The organism is Streptomyces sp. KLMMK, from assembly GCF_036961605.1.
In the GTDB taxonomy this organism is placed as follows: domain Bacteria; phylum Actinomycetota; class Actinomycetes; order Streptomycetales; family Streptomycetaceae; genus Streptomyces; species Streptomyces telluris.
The window spans coordinates 22,935-38,163 of the sequence record NZ_JBAMDC010000036.1; the positions used below are offsets into that span (position 1 = coordinate 22,935).

Annotated in this window: 14 protein-coding genes and 2 pseudogenes; 7 read left to right on the forward strand and 9 right to left on the reverse strand. The window is 69.4% G+C overall.

The window, feature by feature from the left end:
* Positions 1 to 110 precede the first annotated feature (110 nt).
* From V7793_RS09810 to V7793_RS09820, 3 genes are all read left to right on the forward strand, one after another.
* Complete coding sequence (locus V7793_RS09810) at positions 111 to 440, forward strand: hypothetical protein (protein WP_336004407.1); 330 nt, start codon at positions 111 to 113, stop codon at positions 438 to 440.
* Between the two features lie 918 nt (positions 441 to 1,358).
* Positions 1,359 to 1,865 carry a putative immunity protein gene (locus tag V7793_RS09815; RefSeq protein ID WP_336004434.1) on the forward strand — a complete coding sequence of 169 codons (507 nt, stop codon included), beginning with the start codon at positions 1,359 to 1,361 and terminating at the stop codon, positions 1,863 to 1,865.
* A gap of 656 nt (positions 1,866 to 2,521) precedes the next feature.
* Positions 2,522 to 2,989 carry a GNAT family N-acetyltransferase gene (locus tag V7793_RS09820; protein WP_336004410.1) on the forward strand — a complete coding sequence of 156 codons (468 nt, stop codon included), beginning with the start codon at positions 2,522 to 2,524 and terminating at the stop codon, positions 2,987 to 2,989.
* Positions 2,990 to 3,013: 24 nt separating this feature from the next.
* On the opposite strand, the gene V7793_RS09825 is transcribed toward V7793_RS09820, so the two are convergent.
* The 5 genes and pseudogenes from V7793_RS09825 to V7793_RS09845 form a co-directional block, all read right to left on the reverse strand.
* Positions 3,014 to 3,715 carry a DJ-1/PfpI family protein gene (locus tag V7793_RS09825; protein ID WP_336004412.1) on the reverse strand — a complete coding sequence of 234 codons (702 nt, stop codon included), beginning with the start codon at positions 3,713 to 3,715 and terminating at the stop codon, positions 3,014 to 3,016.
* A gap of 646 nt (positions 3,716 to 4,361) precedes the next feature.
* Positions 4,362 to 4,830: pseudogene (locus tag V7793_RS38180) on the reverse strand (IS701 family transposase); the annotation flags it as partial.
* Positions 4,831 to 5,388: 558 nt separating this feature from the next.
* Positions 5,389 to 5,739 carry a hypothetical protein gene (locus tag V7793_RS09835; protein ID WP_336004413.1) on the reverse strand — a complete coding sequence of 117 codons (351 nt, stop codon included), beginning with the start codon at positions 5,737 to 5,739 and terminating at the stop codon, positions 5,389 to 5,391.
* A gap of 169 nt (positions 5,740 to 5,908) precedes the next feature.
* A pseudogene (locus V7793_RS09840) lies at positions 5,909 to 6,431 on the reverse strand (transposase).
* 45 nt (positions 6,432 to 6,476) lie between these two features.
* Positions 6,477 to 7,595, reverse strand: a complete 1,119-nt coding sequence (locus V7793_RS09845; RefSeq protein ID WP_336004414.1) for a serine hydrolase domain-containing protein — start codon at positions 7,593 to 7,595, stop codon at positions 6,477 to 6,479.
* A gap of 808 nt (positions 7,596 to 8,403) precedes the next feature.
* Between V7793_RS09845 and V7793_RS09850 the strand changes: the two genes are divergently transcribed.
* The 4 genes from V7793_RS09850 (at position 8,404) to V7793_RS09865 (ending at position 10,941) form a co-directional block, all read left to right on the forward strand.
* Positions 8,404 to 8,961: a DUF3291 domain-containing protein gene (locus V7793_RS09850; protein ID WP_336004416.1), complete on the forward strand. Its 558-nt coding sequence runs from the start codon at positions 8,404 to 8,406 to the stop codon at positions 8,959 to 8,961.
* Between the two features lie 327 nt (positions 8,962 to 9,288).
* Positions 9,289 to 9,780, forward strand: coding sequence for a DUF2975 domain-containing protein (locus tag V7793_RS09855; RefSeq protein ID WP_336004418.1), 492 nt, complete (start codon positions 9,289 to 9,291; stop codon positions 9,778 to 9,780).
* The gene (locus V7793_RS09860) at positions 9,780 to 10,001 is read left to right on the forward strand and encodes a helix-turn-helix domain-containing protein (protein WP_336004421.1); all 222 of its coding nucleotides are present in this window, start codon (positions 9,780 to 9,782) and stop codon (positions 9,999 to 10,001) included. Before V7793_RS09855 ends, V7793_RS09860 begins: the two co-directional genes overlap by 1 nt.
* Before the next feature lie 271 nt (positions 10,002 to 10,272).
* Complete coding sequence (locus tag V7793_RS09865; RefSeq protein WP_336004424.1) at positions 10,273 to 10,941, forward strand: phosphatase PAP2 family protein; 669 nt, start codon at positions 10,273 to 10,275, stop codon at positions 10,939 to 10,941.
* A gap of 2 nt (positions 10,942 to 10,943) precedes the next feature.
* Here the strand turns inward: V7793_RS09865 and V7793_RS09870 are convergent, their stop codons facing one another.
* From V7793_RS09870 to V7793_RS09885, 4 genes are read right to left on the reverse strand one after another with little or no spacing between them, the layout of a single operon-like run.
* The gene (locus tag V7793_RS09870; RefSeq protein ID WP_336004425.1) at positions 10,944 to 12,287 is read right to left on the reverse strand and encodes a glutamate-1-semialdehyde 2,1-aminomutase; all 1,344 of its coding nucleotides are present in this window, start codon (positions 12,285 to 12,287) and stop codon (positions 10,944 to 10,946) included.
* A 7-nt stretch (positions 12,288 to 12,294) separates the two neighbouring features.
* The gene (gene rfbC, locus V7793_RS09875; RefSeq protein ID WP_336004426.1) at positions 12,295 to 12,846 is read right to left on the reverse strand and encodes a dTDP-4-dehydrorhamnose 3,5-epimerase; all 552 of its coding nucleotides are present in this window, start codon (positions 12,844 to 12,846) and stop codon (positions 12,295 to 12,297) included.
* Positions 12,843 to 14,120 carry a polysaccharide pyruvyl transferase family protein gene (locus V7793_RS09880; protein ID WP_336004428.1) on the reverse strand — a complete coding sequence of 426 codons (1,278 nt, stop codon included), beginning with the start codon at positions 14,118 to 14,120 and terminating at the stop codon, positions 12,843 to 12,845. The genes rfbC and V7793_RS09880 overlap by 4 nt, the downstream gene beginning before the upstream one ends.
* On the reverse strand, positions 14,117 to 15,064 hold the full coding sequence (locus V7793_RS09885; RefSeq protein ID WP_336004430.1) for a glycosyltransferase family 2 protein: 948 nt from the start codon (positions 15,062 to 15,064) through the stop codon (positions 14,117 to 14,119). Before V7793_RS09885 ends, V7793_RS09880 begins: the two co-directional genes overlap by 4 nt.
* Between the last annotated feature and the right edge of the window lie 165 nt (positions 15,065 to 15,229).

Sequence of the window (15,229 nt, forward strand, 5' to 3'; positions counted from 1 at the left end):
AACATCCTCAACCGTAGCAACGACGAGGCCCGCAACCAGTCGTTGCTTACCGGGAGGGTTCCCCGTGGACCGTCCGAGGGGCGCCGGCCCGGTCCCACGCCTACAGCACCGTGCCGGCCGCACCGAACGGCCGTCTGCTGCAGCAGAATCCGGACCGCTCCGTCGCGGTCGGCAATGCCCGCTACGACGGCAACCAGACCTTCCAGAGGTACACCACCGCCGCGCTGACCCGCTACGTCCAGAATGTCGGCACAGGTGACTGCATCGCCCTCGCGCCCGACGCCCGCCGGGATCTGTCCTCCCGGATCGTCGCGGGCAAGTGCGACGACCCGCAAGCGCAGTGGACGCTCAGCCACCTCGAGGACGATCCGGGATGGAACGAGGACACACCGGCGGGCCGCAGCGCCGGCAAAACGTGGCCGTCCCCAGGCTCTGCCTGACCCGGCCGACACGTCGGTGACCGCGGCACCGTGCACCGAGAGCCGTGCCCAGCGATGGTGGGACAGCCCTACGGCCGTGCCCGCGAAATGGCAGACGACCACGGGGAACGTGCGGATCGAATCCGCGTTCCTCGGAGGCCGGCTGCGGCAGGCCGGCAAAGTCTCCGGGACCGACGTCTCCAGCATGCCCACACCGCCGGCGACAACTGGTGCCTGGGCAGCCGGGACGAGCATGCCACCACCACGACGGATGCCGTGCTCCAGGTGTGTGACGACGCCCGCGGCGTCGCCGGTGCCGGGCAGCGCTGGCTGGCCGAGAGCTATGCGGGCGGGACCATCCGGTACCGCAACGAGGCGAACCACCTGTGCCTGCAGGCTCCCGGCGCCGGCCAAGGCAAGGTCAGGCTCTACAAATGCCAGGTCATCCCGACCGGGTCGCCTGGACCTGGCACGCCCGGCCCCGCTGAAGTGACAGCCGCTTTTCCGGCAAGTACGTGGTTCCGATCCCCTGCGCAAGGCACTTCGACGGGATGCCGCCACCCCACGGCCCGATGGTGCTCCAGCTCCGTGCGGCCCGCGCTCACGCCGACCTGGAAGACGAACTCGCCTGCACCCGGGCCCTGAGCGCAGCTGAAATGTTCCTCGACGCAGCCGTGAGCACCTCAGCGCCCTCGTGGTGCGCCTGGTACGCGGCTTCCGCTAGGCGGTCTGACAACCCTCGCAGGAATTCCGCGCCCTGTGACCAGTGATGCTGTCGGTGCCCGGCGAGCACGACCACTGCCGCCTCTCCGGAGCGTCGCCCGTGAGGTGCGCCGACCGTGACGGCTACCGGCTGCGCCATCTCTGCATCGTCTTCGATCACTGCGTCGATGGGAGAATCGGGTCATGACGCCTGGAGCCGGTGATTTCGAGCTGACCATGGAAGAGCTGCGCGTTGTAGTGCGCTACGTGGCGGAGAGCGCTCAGGAAGTCCTTCCGGTGTTCGAGGAGGCTGTTCCCGGTGATCTCCGGCCTCGCGCAGCCGTTGACGCTGCCTGGGAGTTTGTGAACGGCGCGAGGAGGACCAAGCTGCAGCGCGTCACCGCGTTGGACGCGCATCGGGCTGCGAAGGAAGCACCCACCGAAACCACCCGCCTCGCTGCGCGTGCTGCTGGTGACGCCGCGGCTGCCGCGTACCTGCATCCCATCGCGAGGGCTACCCAGGTAGGTCACATCCTGCGCGGCGCTGCATGCGCAGCGCGCGTGGCGGAGTTGAGTGCAGGCGACGATCCCGACGTCGGGGAGAAGCACATCGAGCAGGCTCGGCGACGTGCCACGCCAGTCCTGATCGATGTTCTTGGCCGGTATCCGCTCGCGCCGACAGGCAGGGGCCGTGTTACCCACCTCATGAGCGCCTTGGACACTTCCCTACGCGTATCGTGCTGAGGAACCCCCTCTTGGGACGTCACCGATGCTCATGAAGACGGTAGCCTGCCCCGCGGCGAGCGCCCTGAGCCGCATGTAGATCCGGTGCTCGGCTCGGGCGTCGAGCGTGGCGGTCGGCTCATCCAACACGAGTACGGCGGCGTCACGGTGGAAGGCTCGGGCGACTGCGACGCGCTGCCACCGAAGTGGTGACGTTCTCGGCGGCAGTTCCTGTGTCGGGCAGAGGTATGTCCTCGCGGCTCATCGATGTGTCCATCGCGGTCGCGAAGGCCGGCTATGGCGCTGGGCCGCTGCGCCGCCGACGGCGGTGGGACTGCACAGGTGAGCCGCAACGGTGGCCGAGCGAATGGAGAATCTCGCGAGGCGTACGCCTCCCGCAAGAACCGTGCCTACCTGCGTGGGAGCGGGATCCGCTGAACCAGTCCCGACAAGGCCGACCGCATCCGCAACCGCAAGCGACTCGGCGCTCTCGGTGACCGTCCACCGAAGTTCGACAGGACCGACCTACCGGGAACACCGCGCGGTGGAGTGCGGCATCAACCGCCTCAAGAGACACCGGGCGGCGGCCACCCGCTACGAGAAACTCGTAGTCCGCCACGAAGCGACCAGGAGAAAATCAATTCACCTGACGGCGATGCAGACGCGAAGCTCGCCCCATGACCAACGACTTCACCGTGCGCATGGCCCGAGCCGCCGATGCGCGCCTGTTGGCAGAACTGCGCTGGACGTTCAAGCAAGAGGATCACGAAGGACGGCCACCAGCACAGCCCCTGGAAGAGACCGAGCAGTGGATGCGCGACCGGCTTGGCGATGGCCGCTGGCTGGCCTGGGTCGCGGAGTCCGGAGGCGAAATCCGCGGCCACGTATTCCTCTGCCTGGTGGAGAGGATGCCGGAGCCGTACAGCGACAACCTCCCGATCGGCTACGTGACGAACTTCTACGTCACGCCGTCGCAGCGGAACAAGGGAGCCGGCTCGGCGCTTCTTGAGGCACTGAAGCAGCACTGCCGCACCGTCGGCTTCGACACCCTGATCGTCTGGCCGTCCGAGCGCAGCAGTCCCCTCTGGCGGCGCTCCGGCTTCCAGCCTCCGGAGGAACTGCTGGAACTTCCGCTCGACACCTGAAGAGATCCACTTCCGATACGCGCTCTAGGCCGCTCGCCAGACGGTCCCGCGCCGCTCGTACTCGAGCACCTGCTCGGCGAAGAGTGCGGTCTCGGGGCCGTAGAGCCGCTCGGTGAGCCACACCGCAAGGTCGATACCGGAGGTGACCCCGCCGCAGGTCACCAGGTCGCCGTCGTCGACCACGCGGGCGCCGACCACCTTCCCGCCCTGCGCCGCCAGGTCCTTCTGGCAGATGTGGTGGGTCGTGCAGGGCCGGCCCTTGGTGATTCCGGCGGCCGAGAGCAGCATCGTGCCGGAGCACACCCCTGCCATGATCAGATCCGCACGCTTCGCCGCCGCCAGCGCCCTGGGCAGAACACCGCGGCGGATCTCCTTGTTCAGTCCCGAGCCCTCCCCGTAGCCGCCCCCGGGGACGACGATCACGTCAGCCGACCGTGGTGACCACCGGTCCCGCACGTCGATCGCCATTCCCGCGGACGTGATCACCGTGCGGGGCCCGTCGGCGGTGACGAAGCTCTGCTTGACCCCGTGGCGGGTCGCGAGGATGCCCAGCACCTCGATCGGCCCGGCAAAGTCCTGTTCCTCCACTCCGTCGTACAGGACCGTGTGCACACTGAGCGGTGTACGGCGCGGTTCGGCCGCCGGTGCGGCACCCGCGGTGGCCATGCCGATTCCGATGCCGGCCGTCGCGGCCACGCCGGATCTCAGAAGGGTCCGTCTGTGCATGGCGATCCTCCAGAAAGTCGTGGGTCAGGGCGATTTCATTGCCCTGACCCACGATCGTCGGTGACGCGCCATGGCTGCAATGACCAATTTCCCACCTTTTCTGCCATGGGAGGGAAGAGCCCTGACGGTCCGGCGGTCAGTCACCGGGGTGATAGGACGTCAATCACGTCCTTTTGTGCCACCTGGCGGGCTTCACGCACCGCTACGGCCGCCGGCCGGACGGAGGCGGCGTATCCCACCACCGGGCGTCGCGCCCGGCCGCCGCAGTAGTCGCACATACCTCGCGCACGACACCCCGCAGCGCGCTCAACGCGGCTTCGTCCCGTCGGGCCGCGGACCAGGCGAGGACCGCACTGCACGCGGACAGGTCGGCCACCTCGACGTAGCGGACAGTGGAACCGTCGGGCCGGGGGCCGACGGCTCAGGGAGCCGATGGCTGCCGGGCCGCACTTCGGCCAGGTCGATGACGGCCCAGTCGTAGAAGCGTTGTCCTTTGGGCCCGGCCCCTGCCGAAAGCATCTGCCAGGCACGCTTCGGCGCCTTCGTGCCCAGGGCGTCCGAGCGGAACTTCCCCGCGCCGGTGGTGACTTCGGCCGAGCGGGTGACGGCGAGCACAATAGCCGACCTTGCGCTCTTCCAGCACGGTGTCCTCGCCCAGGCCGGCTGCCCGCCAGCGGTCCGGATCCGCAGTCCACGAGTGCGGGATGTACAGCTCACGGTCCACCGCCGCGCGCCCGCGCCGCCCTCCGGCGTAGACGAGGTAGACGGCGACCTGCGCGTTCTCGATCCTCCCGGCGGTTCCGGTGTACTGGCACCGCTGGACCCCGACGGTGTGCGTGCCCTTCTTCACGTCCCGGGTCTCGTCGACCACCAAGCACCGCATTCTCGTCGTGCAGATGCTCCAGCCACGTATTCACGCACGTCATCACGCACGCGCTCGGCATCCCGCCGGGCCCGGTCGAGCAGGTGCTGCATGCCGTACGGAATCGCCTCCCCGGCCCACTGGCGATCGTCCAGCAGTTCTTGCGCGGCAGGTCCGACAACAGCCCCAGCACCAGGTCCCGTACCCGGCGCCGGGGCTCAACCCGCGCGAACCGGCCCGCTATCCGGCCCATCAGGACCTCGAACGCCCCCTGCCGGCGGGCAGGGTCTACGCTGTGACCCGCGACCACCGCATGATCTTCAGTCTTCACACACCGATGATCAGCGGTGGCCGTGACCTTCCCGCAATCAGCCCACCAGCAAGAGTGCGTACTACGGCTGGAGTACGAGGCAGTGTCCGACGGGTCGTGTGACTGGGCTACGTTCATGTCGTTCCGGCCAGCGTGGGGCGCGGTGATCTCTCGGACGCAGAGTGGGCTCGGCTAAGCAGCGTCTGATGCCTCTTACCCAAATGGTGGACCTGTTGCTGTTGCTGTTGCGGGCGGGAGCGGCGGCAGACCGAGAGGAGCGTTCGGCGATGGCGTCGCGTTAGCGTGAACGTGCGGGCAGGCTCTCGTTCAGGTGAATTGTGGTGGCATGGTCGCGTTAGCCGCGCGCGAAACTCATGCTGAATGCGACTGATCGGCTGATCGGGAGGTATGCGACATGAGGCTGAGATCATCTCGTTGGGCTCGTGCTGGCGTGGTAGCGGCGGTCATGGCCGTCTGTGTGCCTGCCTTCGCAGGCACCGCTCACGCTGCCCCGTCGTCGACGCTGCTCTTCTCGGCCGACGGTGGCGCAACCTGGAGCTCGAACGTCAGCACATCCTCGGGCGCTACGGTTCTGGTGAGGATTTGGTCGCACAACGACACCGGCGCCACGATCCGCAACGCCTCCGTCACCACCTCGCTGCCCAGCGGTACGACACTGATCCACAACTCCACGCAGGCCTGCCTAAGCCCCAGGACAACCGACCCGGCTTGTTGGCCCTCAGGCCCCGACACCACCTGCGGCGAGACCGTCAACGACGCGGCTGTCTGGTCGGGCGCCAACCTCACCACCAGCCCGACGGCAGGCATCCAAGGACGCTCGACCTCCGCCACTTCGGGAGACCTTACGTCAGGCTGGAGCTACGTGGGGTTCTCGATGACCGCGCCCTACGTGGACTCGACTACCACGATCACCGAGACCGCAAGCCTCAACGGGACCGGGACAGGACATCCGTCGTCCAGCGGGATGATCACCGTGTCGGACTAAGGACTGTCCGGCGGGTCACGAGCGAAGCCAGAGGCGAATGGCAGCGACGGTCACAGCGCCGTGGAAGACGTACACCCTCTTGTCGAATCGGGTGGCTACGGCGCGGAAGCCCTTGAGGGCGTTGATCGTTCGCTCGACTTCGTTGCGGCGCTTGTAGATCTTCTTGTCGACGAAGCCGGTGGGTCGGACGCCTGCGCTGCCGCGGCGCTGGCGGTTGGCCCGCTGGTCCTTGCGCTCGGGGATGGGGAGGTCAGCCCGCCACGCGAACGTCCCAGGGCCTCATCCGAACGATGCTGAACAGGTCGGCTGCGTCGTCCAGGGATACGCGGTGTGCCAGCCTGTCATGCGCGGTCCTCGACTTCCCGAACCGTGCCGGCAGATCACGCCATGGGACACCGGTTCGCTGCCGGAAGAGAATGCCGTTGATCACCCTGCGATGGCTCTTCCAACGTCCGCCTCGCCCCGCATTTTTCGGCAAGTGCGACTCCAGCCGAGTCCACTCCTCGTCCGACAGATCACCCCGCCCCGCACCGGTCAGAACGATGTAATCGTCGACCTGGTCACACGACCCGTCGGACAGTGCCTAGGAGCGGGTCCGGCACAGTTCCTGACCCATGAGTGTGATCATGGCCTGCTGGGTGTCCTGGTTGCCGTCACTGGTGACGTACACCACGGCGGTCCGGGTCCCGTCCCGGGTGGCGCCACCCCAGGTGACATAGCCGAGGAGTTCGCCCCGGTGGCCGAAGTAGCTGCCGCCACAGGGCAACGGAATCTCGGCAAGACCGAGTCCATACCTCACGCCCAGCCCGGGCGCGGGCATGGTGGTCGTCATCTCGTCGAGCTGCGCCGGAGCCAGCAGACGGCCGCCGAGCAGCGCGGCGTAGAACCCGTTCAGGTCGTGCGGGGTGCTGATGATCGAGCCGGAGCCGACGGCCATGCTCGAATTGAGCTCCGTGACGTCGATGCGGGTGTCGGTGCCGAACGCGGCGTAGCTCTGGGCGTGCGGGCCCAGGATGGACGGGAAGACGCCGGGCGTACTGGTGTCCTTCAGGCCCAGGGGGCGGATGATCCGGTCCTTCACCTCCCGTGCCCAGCTTCGGCCGGTGACCTTGTGGGTGATCATCGCGGCGAGAATGTAGTTGGTGTTGGAGTACGACCAGCCGTCGCCCGGGGAGAAGTCGGGCGGGTTTCGCATCGCCAGTCCCACCAACTCCTCGGGGGTGTACGTGCGGAACCGCTCGGCTCGATAGCCGTCCGCGCTGTTCAACGCGGGTATCTCCGGCCCGACATCAGGGATGCCGCTGGTGTGCTGCAGCAGCTGCCGCACGGTGATCTGGCTGCCGTCGTTGCCGTTGCCCCGGACCACTCCCGGCAGCCACCGCTCGACGGTGTCCTCCAGAGACATTCGCCCCTCGCCGACGAGTTGCAGTACGACCGTGGCGGTGAAGGTCTTGGTGGCACTGCCGATCCGGAATCTGCCGTCCCGCGGCATCGGCCTCCCTGTGTTCAACGCGGCCGCCCCGGCGTACGCGCTGGCGCGTGCGTCCGGTGACGTCACCTCGGCGTGCACACCGACGGCCCCGGTGGCGTGGATCGCCTCCACCTGCCGTTGGAGCGGATCGGCCGACCGCGGCTTCGCCGCCGCTGTGGGCGCGGCCGATGCGGCGAGGACAGCTGTAGCCAGGCTGGTCAGGACGAGCATGCCTCGCCGACGTCTTCTTAACTCATGCATGACAACCCCTTCTCTGTTCAGGTTGTGCGCGCGTTCAGGGACCGCTCAGGCTGTGGCCCGCGACTGTGTCGCTCCTGGAGGCGGCGGTCGGCGTCCATCCCACCAGCGAAGGGGGGGATCGGCCCATCCGGCTTTCCCCCTGACGTACCGATGCGCTGACCTCATGGCGGTGTCGGGGGTTACCCCCCCCCGTAAGGATGCTGAGGCTTTGCCCGGGCGGCCCCGGCCAGCAAGATCGTGATCTATAGCTTGAACGCGCCCACCAGGCCATCGCCCGGCTCCGACGAGAGAAAAGCCCAGTCCAGGTCAGCATCGCCGACGTCGCCCGTCGAGCGGACGTCTCACGCACCTTCCGCGGTGCCGCAGCGATGGCTCAGGTCGGCGAACACGATTCACTGCCCTTTGGCAGTGAACCCAGTCGACGCCGGCAACGCCGCCGGCGTCGCCCCGGCACACCGGCTTGAGCGGGGTTGCCGATGCTGCTTCTCGGCATTTGCTGGGGCGATGCGACTTCCACGGAGGCAGGCGGCGCCACGCCCCAATTCCCGCAAGGGCCTGTGTAAGAGGGCACTTGGGCAGGGAAATCGCAACTTCGACATGGCTCGCAGAGGCAGCTACCTTCATCTCGTCTTCGGTGGTCGCCCACGGTCGCACAGGGGTTCCTTGGGGCTGGGCCAGCCGCGAGGGGATGAGTCTGTCGCGCCCCACGAACCCTCGCCCCCATGCGCAAGCCACCGAACCGGGTCCACGCCAGGCAGCCCCAACCAGGGAGAGACGCATGCCCCATCTTGCTCTGTACACATTCGGCGTCCTGAAGTCACCTCTCACCGATCCCGCACCTCTCACGCGCGAGTTCTACGACATCGGTGAGGCCGTCTACCGGAAGATCAGTCAGCACCCCGGATACCTCGGGCATGCTGAAGCGGCAGAGGGTGACCGGGGCGTGCTCTTCGAGGCGGACTGGGGCGCATGGGGAGAGTTCGCCGTACCCACTTGGTACGGCAAGGGACGTACGCAGGAAACCACCGCCCTGGCCGCGACCCTCTCGCTCTGGACCGACCTGCGCCCCGCCTTCGACGCCGTCTACACCGGTTTGCACCGTGCGGCGCTGAACAGGCGTTACGACTGGTTCGAGAGGACAGGGCACCCGAATTACGTGTTCTGGTGGGTCTCCGACGGCGTGATACCCACCTGGCGGGACGGGGTTTCCAGGCTGGAGCACCTCCACGACCACGGCTCCGCGCCGCACGCCTTCACCTTTCACGACTCGTTCGCCCCGGACGGAACTCCGGCCAGGAATAAAGACATTGGGTCGAAGAGCGACCAGGTTCGCTGACAAGGAAGCCCCGGCCTCTTGTCCCGGCTGTCGATGTGGCGTCGGCCTTTCGGGCAACCGCGGGCCCGGCAAGCCACCGGGTCGGGATGGGGGCCGGAGCCCCGGGCGGGTGCAGGGCTTCGGCGTAGTCGAGGGGCGTCCGGTTTGTGGTCAAGTGAGGCCGGCTTCGACAAGACAAGACTGAGATGGTTCGCGCCAACCGCCATGCCATGGGAGGCGGCGACGTACAGCCACCGTGCGAAACTGCCGCCCACTCGCCGCCCCGGCCCTTGCTCCACCTATCGAATCTCGATAGATTTCCATCGCTGCTCGATGGAAGGATGGGTTATGGGAAAGCTGACCGTGCATGCGCTGCGCGCCGTGCTCGTGGTGGTGCTCGCCGGCACCGTTTTCGTGCAGGCACTGATGGCGTGGACATTGGTCAGCGGGAGCGACCCGGAGGACGGGTCGCTCCCGCTGACCGCGCTGCGCGTGGTCACGATCCTGGGCATGGTGTCGGCCCAGGTCGCCCTGGTCTGCGTATGGCGGCTGGTGACGATGGTGCGGCGTGGAACCGTGTTCTCCCACGCCGCCTTCCGGTACGTGGACGGCGTGATCGGCGCGATCGTGGCGGCTGCCCTCGTGTGGTTCGCGGTCACGGTCATCAATGCGCCGGGCCAGCGGGACGACCCGGGCGTCACCGTCATCATGGGCGGGGTCGGCGTGGCCATCCTGGGGGTCGCGCTCATCGTGCTCGTGCTGCGGATGCTGCTCGCCCAGGCCGTCGCGCGCGACGTCGAAGCGGCGCAGATGCAGGCCGAGCTGGACGAGGTGATCTGATGCCGATCGCCGTCGACATCGACGTGATGCTGGCCAGGCGGAAGATGTCCGTGGGCGAGCTCGCGGACCGCGTAGGGATCACTCCCGCCAACCTGGCGGTACTCAAGAACGGCCGCGCCAAGGCGGTGCGCTTCGCGACGCTCGCCGCGCTCTGCGAGGTGCTCGACTGCCAGCCGGGCGACCTGCTTCGCTGGGAGGCCGAGGACGCCGCAGGCGAATGACGTGCTCTTCCACGATCACGATCATGGAGTTCTCGACACCCCGAATGTCCGCGGGGCAGCTAAAGTTGCTAAAGGGTGGGTCGGACACGACGGGGGGCGGGGGGCTCGCGTTGGATCGTTTGGCCGGAGCGGACCCGGAAGTCGGCGCAGCCCAGTTCGCGCTGACGGGACACTACATAGGCCGTGGCGTGCCCGGACTTGCGCAACGCCCGACGTCGCGCACGGCGGACAAGACGGTCACTGCCGCTGGTCGGCCGGGCGCGGTGGGCGTGTGACCGGCCGGTCGGCGCCCGCCGTGCTGCCCTCGTCGCTGCGTGCGTGGCTCGGGCTGATTGCGGGCCTCGCCGCGTTGGTCGTCGTCGTGCTAGGGGTCCTGTACGCCGGCCACGGCGAGCCCGGCGGGGTGGACAGGTGGATCGTCCGGCCGACGGCGGACAGTGTGCAGCCGCCGTGGCGGCGCGTCGCTCTGGCCGCGGACTTCTTGGGGGAGCCCGTGGGAGCGGCGGCGCTGGTCGTGGCCGCCGTGACGGGCTGCCTGCTGCTTCGGCGCCCTCGCGCGGCGGTGTTCGTCGTTGCCGGGGCCGGCATCAGCGTGGGGGTGGCGACGCTGATCAAGTCCCTGGTGGAACGCACCATCCATGGCGCCGGCAACCTGTCCTATCCGAGCGGACACACCGCCTTCTTCACCGCGCTCGCCCTGGTGCTGGCGCTGCTCGCGACCGGCAGGCTCGGCCTCGGCAGGTCGGCCGGCACGATGTTCGTGCTCGCCGCGGCGCTGGTTGCCGGCGCCACCATGGGCTGGGCCCAGGTCGCCCTGGGCGCGCACTACCCGACCGACGTCCTCGGCGGCTGGTGCACCGCGCTGGCGGTGATACCGGCGACCGCGTGGCTGGTCGACCGGACGGCCGACCAGCTGGTCGACTGGCGGGAGCGTCGCTGACGTCACGCCAAGCGGCGGAACACGGGCTTCACCGGTCGCCCGCCCAGCCAGGGGGTGGGGTCACCGGCGTCCAGTGCCTTCCTGTACACCGCACATGCCTGGGCCACCACGTCGACGGTGCGGTCGATGTCGGCGTCGCCGAGCGCGCTGCTCACGACGAACGACGGGGCCAGTACTCCGCCCGCGAGGAGCCGGCGCAGGAACAGGGTGCGGTAGTGCTGCGACGGCTGCCGGTTCTCGTCGAGGGTGGCGAAGACCAGGTTGCTGGCCCGGCCCCGGACGACGATGTGGTCGCCGACGCCCATGCCAGCCGCGGCCTCGCGGACACCGGCGGCCAACCGCTCGCCGAGGGCGTGCAGCCGCGCGGTGATGCCCTCCTCGGCATAGGTGGTCTGCACGGCCATCGCGGCGGCCAGCGAGTGCGTTTCGGCACCGTGCGTGGTGGAGAGCAGGAACACCCGGTCGCCGGAGTGGCGCAACCCACCCCGCTCCATCAGGTCGCGGCGCCCGGCGAGCGTGGAGACGGCGAACCCGTTGCCCAGCGCCTTGCCGAAGGTGGAGAGGTCGGGGACGACGCCGTACAGGCCCTGGGCGCCCGCCTCGGACCAGCGGAAGCCGGTGATCATCTCGTCGAAGATCAGTACGCAGCCGTGGCGGTCGGCCAGTCGGCGCAGGCCTGCGAGGTAGCCGGGCGGCGGCTCCGTGTGGGTGGCGGGTTCGAGGATCAGGCAGGCGACCTCGTCCTGGTAGCGGGTCAGGATCTCCTCCGTGGCGGCCAGGTCCCCGTACGGGAACGCCACGGTGAGCTCGTTGGTCTCCGCCGGAACGCCGGCGGACATCGGCGTCGTGCCGATGAACCAGTCGTCGACGGAGAAGAACGGATGGTCGCCGCAGACGGCCACCCGCCGGCGCCCGGTGACCGCGCGAGCGAGGCGCACCGCGGCGGTGGTGGCGTCGGAGCCGTTCTTCGCGAACTTCACCATCTCGGCGGTCGGCACCGTGGCCAGGAAGCGTTCCGCGGCCTCGGCCTCGACGATGGACGGCCGCACGAAATTGCTGCCGCGGTCGATCTCCCGCCGCACCGCCTCGGTCACGCGTGGGTGGGCGTGGCCGAGGCTGACCGACCGCAGGCCGGAGCCGTACTCGATGTAGCGGTTGCCGTCGATGTCCCACACGTGGGCACCGCGGCCGTGGCTGATGACCGGGGCCAGGTTCTCGGGGTACTGGTCGTCCCCCTTGGCGTACGTGTGCGCGCCTCCGGGAATCACGGCGTGCAGCCGCTCGTTCGCCAGCCGCGACCGGGGCAGGAGGAACTCCTCAGTGCCCTCAGCGTCCTCAGTGTCCACGCGGGCTTCACCCTTCTTCTTGCTTCAGGACCTCTGCGAGGCTCGGTGCCTCCCGGTCCCGCTCGGACATCGATATGGCCGGCAGCGGCCAGGGGACGGCGAGCTCCGGGTCGTCGAAGGCGATCGTCACGTCCTCGGCCGGATCGTGCGGGCGGTCGATCCGGTACGAGACGTCGGCGGTTTCGGTCAGGGCCTGGAAGCCGTGCGCGCACCCCGCCGGGATGTAAAGGGTCACCTGCGTCTCGCCGGACAGCTCGAAGACGGCCACGTTGCGGTAGGTCGGCGAGTCCGTCCGCAGGTCCACGACGACGTCGAAGATCCTCCCGTACGAGCACCGCACCAGCTTGGCCTCGCCGGCGCCGGAGCGCAGGTGCAGGCCGCGCAGTACGCCCCGGACCGAGCGGGACACGCTGTCCTGGACGAAGGCGTCCGGGTCGAGGCCCACCGAACGGAATACGTCGGCGTCGAAGGTGCGGCAGAAGAAGCCGCGCTCGTCGGCGTACGGCGTCGGCTCGAACAGGTACGCGCCGGTGATCGCCGGGACTTCCGTCGCCTTCATGGAGCCTCCCGCAGGTCATGGTCATGGTCATGGTCATGGGTGTGGGCATGGGCGTGGTCACGGTCATGGGCGTGGGCTTGGGCCTGGGCCTGGGCGGCCGTTGGGAAGAGGGCCGCGGTCAAGGCGGTGAACTGGTGCTCAAGGCGCCGGGCGGCGACCAGGTTCCGCTCGGTGAGGGTCCGCCGCAGCTCCGCCGATCGCTGTTCCAGCGCCCGGAACCGCTCCAGCAGCCGGTCGGCGTCGACCTCCCGAGCCGGGTGGCAATACGCGCCCAGCCCCATCTGTGCCATGAGCGCGTCGCTCTTCGCCGCATAGCTGAGGGCGAGCGTCGGCGTGCCGACCTTCAGCGCGCAGATCAGGTTGTGGTACCGGGTCGCCACCACGGTGCCGGCAGCCGCCATCTCCTTCATGAGGTCGGTCAGCGAGGCCGCCTCGGCCGCGGTGACCAGAGGCGAGTCCACTGCGTCGAGGATCGCGGCGACCACCGGCTCATCGACCTCGTCGCCGGTGAGCAGCCGGATCGTCCTGCCCTCCTCGGCCAGCGCGCGGACGAACCGGGTCGTCCCTTCGAGGTAGCGCCGGTGGATCTCCTCGGCCCGGGCGCGGTCGTCGTCGCCGCCGTGGAAGTCCATGACGCCGACGCAGACCGGGCCCGGCGTCGTACTCGACGGCGGCGTCGGCAGGGCGAAGGCGAGGTCCGGGTAGACCTCGTCGCGCGCGGTGTTCACGCCCATCTCCCGCATCGCGTCGCGGGACAGGGCGTCCCGGTACGACCGGTACGCGGCCAGCTTCGCGGACCAGCGCACCAGGGCCCGGGTCGGCCGGTTGCCGATCGCGGCGGCGCCGGCGCCGACCAGCGCGACCCGGGTGCCGAACAGCCGGCCGGTCGCGCAGAGCAGGAACAGTGAGTACGGGAAGCCCCACGGCCGCAGCGGCAGCGTGGCCTCCAGGACGCCCATGCCCGGCACGATCACCACGTCGTGCCGGCGCACCCAGGCAGCGGTGCGGAAGGCGTCGACGAGTTTGCCCAGCCCCTTCGCCGCGATCGCGCCTGCACGCGACGCGGTCCGGTACTCCCCGCGGTACCAGTGCAGCCGCGTCGCGGGGATTCCGTACCGGGTCGCGACGACCTCGGGTCCGCCGCACAGCGCGTCCACGACCGCCTCCGGGTGCTCGGCGCGGAGATACCCGAGCACGGCTTCGAGCGACCCGTCGTTGCCGAGGTTGCCGGAGCCGAGCAGGCCGAACACCCCGACGCGCACCGGAGGCCTCATGCCCGCCGCCCCTCACGGCCGGCCACCAGATCGTCGACGGAGACGGTGAGCCGGGCCGGGTCGACCGGGGCGCGGTCCTCGACCCGCTCGCCGGCGCCCGGCCGGGCCCGGCTGACCATCCAGGCCGCCAGGTGGCGGTAGCAGGCGCGCCGGTCGGCCGGGGACAACGGCGCCCGCCGGACGGCCGCGACGAAGCCCCAGACGTACTCGGCGAGCAGCCGGGGTGTCGGGTGCAGGGGGCCGGCCCGGCGCGGGTCCAGGTTGACGCACCGGGAGCGCTTGGAGGGGTTCGCCCGCTCGGCGCGGGTGGGATGGTCGCGGCGGAAGTACAGGAGCTCCGGCACCTGGTGGAAGGGCCCGTGCAGGCCGATCTCGGCGACGAACGTGCGGTCCGCGTGGTGGTAGCTGTCGTGCGGCTTCACCCGGCGCAGCACGTCGGCCCGCATCACACCGTAGAAGTCGTCGCCGCCCGGCTCGAACAGCATGCTGCGGAAGCGCTCCGGCGCGAGCGGCGAGTCGGTGGCGAGTGTGTACTCGTACGGGACCTTCACCCGGCCGTCGCCGTCGATGACCGCCTGGTCGGCGTGCGCCAGGATGATGTCCGGCCGCTCGTCCAGCGCCGATACGCAGCGCCGCAGCAGGTCCCGGGCGTACAGGTCGTCGTGCGAGGCCCACTTGAACAGCTCGCCGCGGCACTCGGTGAACACATAGTTGTGGTTCGGCGCGGCGCCGATGTTCCGGGGCAGCCGGATGTACCGGATGCGCGAGTCCTTCTCGGCGTACCGGCGGCAGATGTCCCGGGTTCCGTCGGTCGAGGCGTTGTCGGAGATGACCAGCTCGAAGTCCTCGTAGGTCTGGCCGAGCAGGGCGTCGAGCGCCTCGGCGAGGTACTCCTCGCCGTTGTGGACGGGCAGGCCGATGCTGAGCCGGGGGTGGGCGGTCATGGCGTCCTCACTTCACGGATGGGGGGTCGGGTGGTGCTCGCGCAGGGCGCGCCGCAGCTGCAGCCACCACACGGCCGAGCTGCTCAACGTCGCGGCGGCGACGCCCCAGGCCGAGCCGGTCGTGCCGGCCACGGCAGCCCCGCCGAGCCCGCCGGTGATGTAACA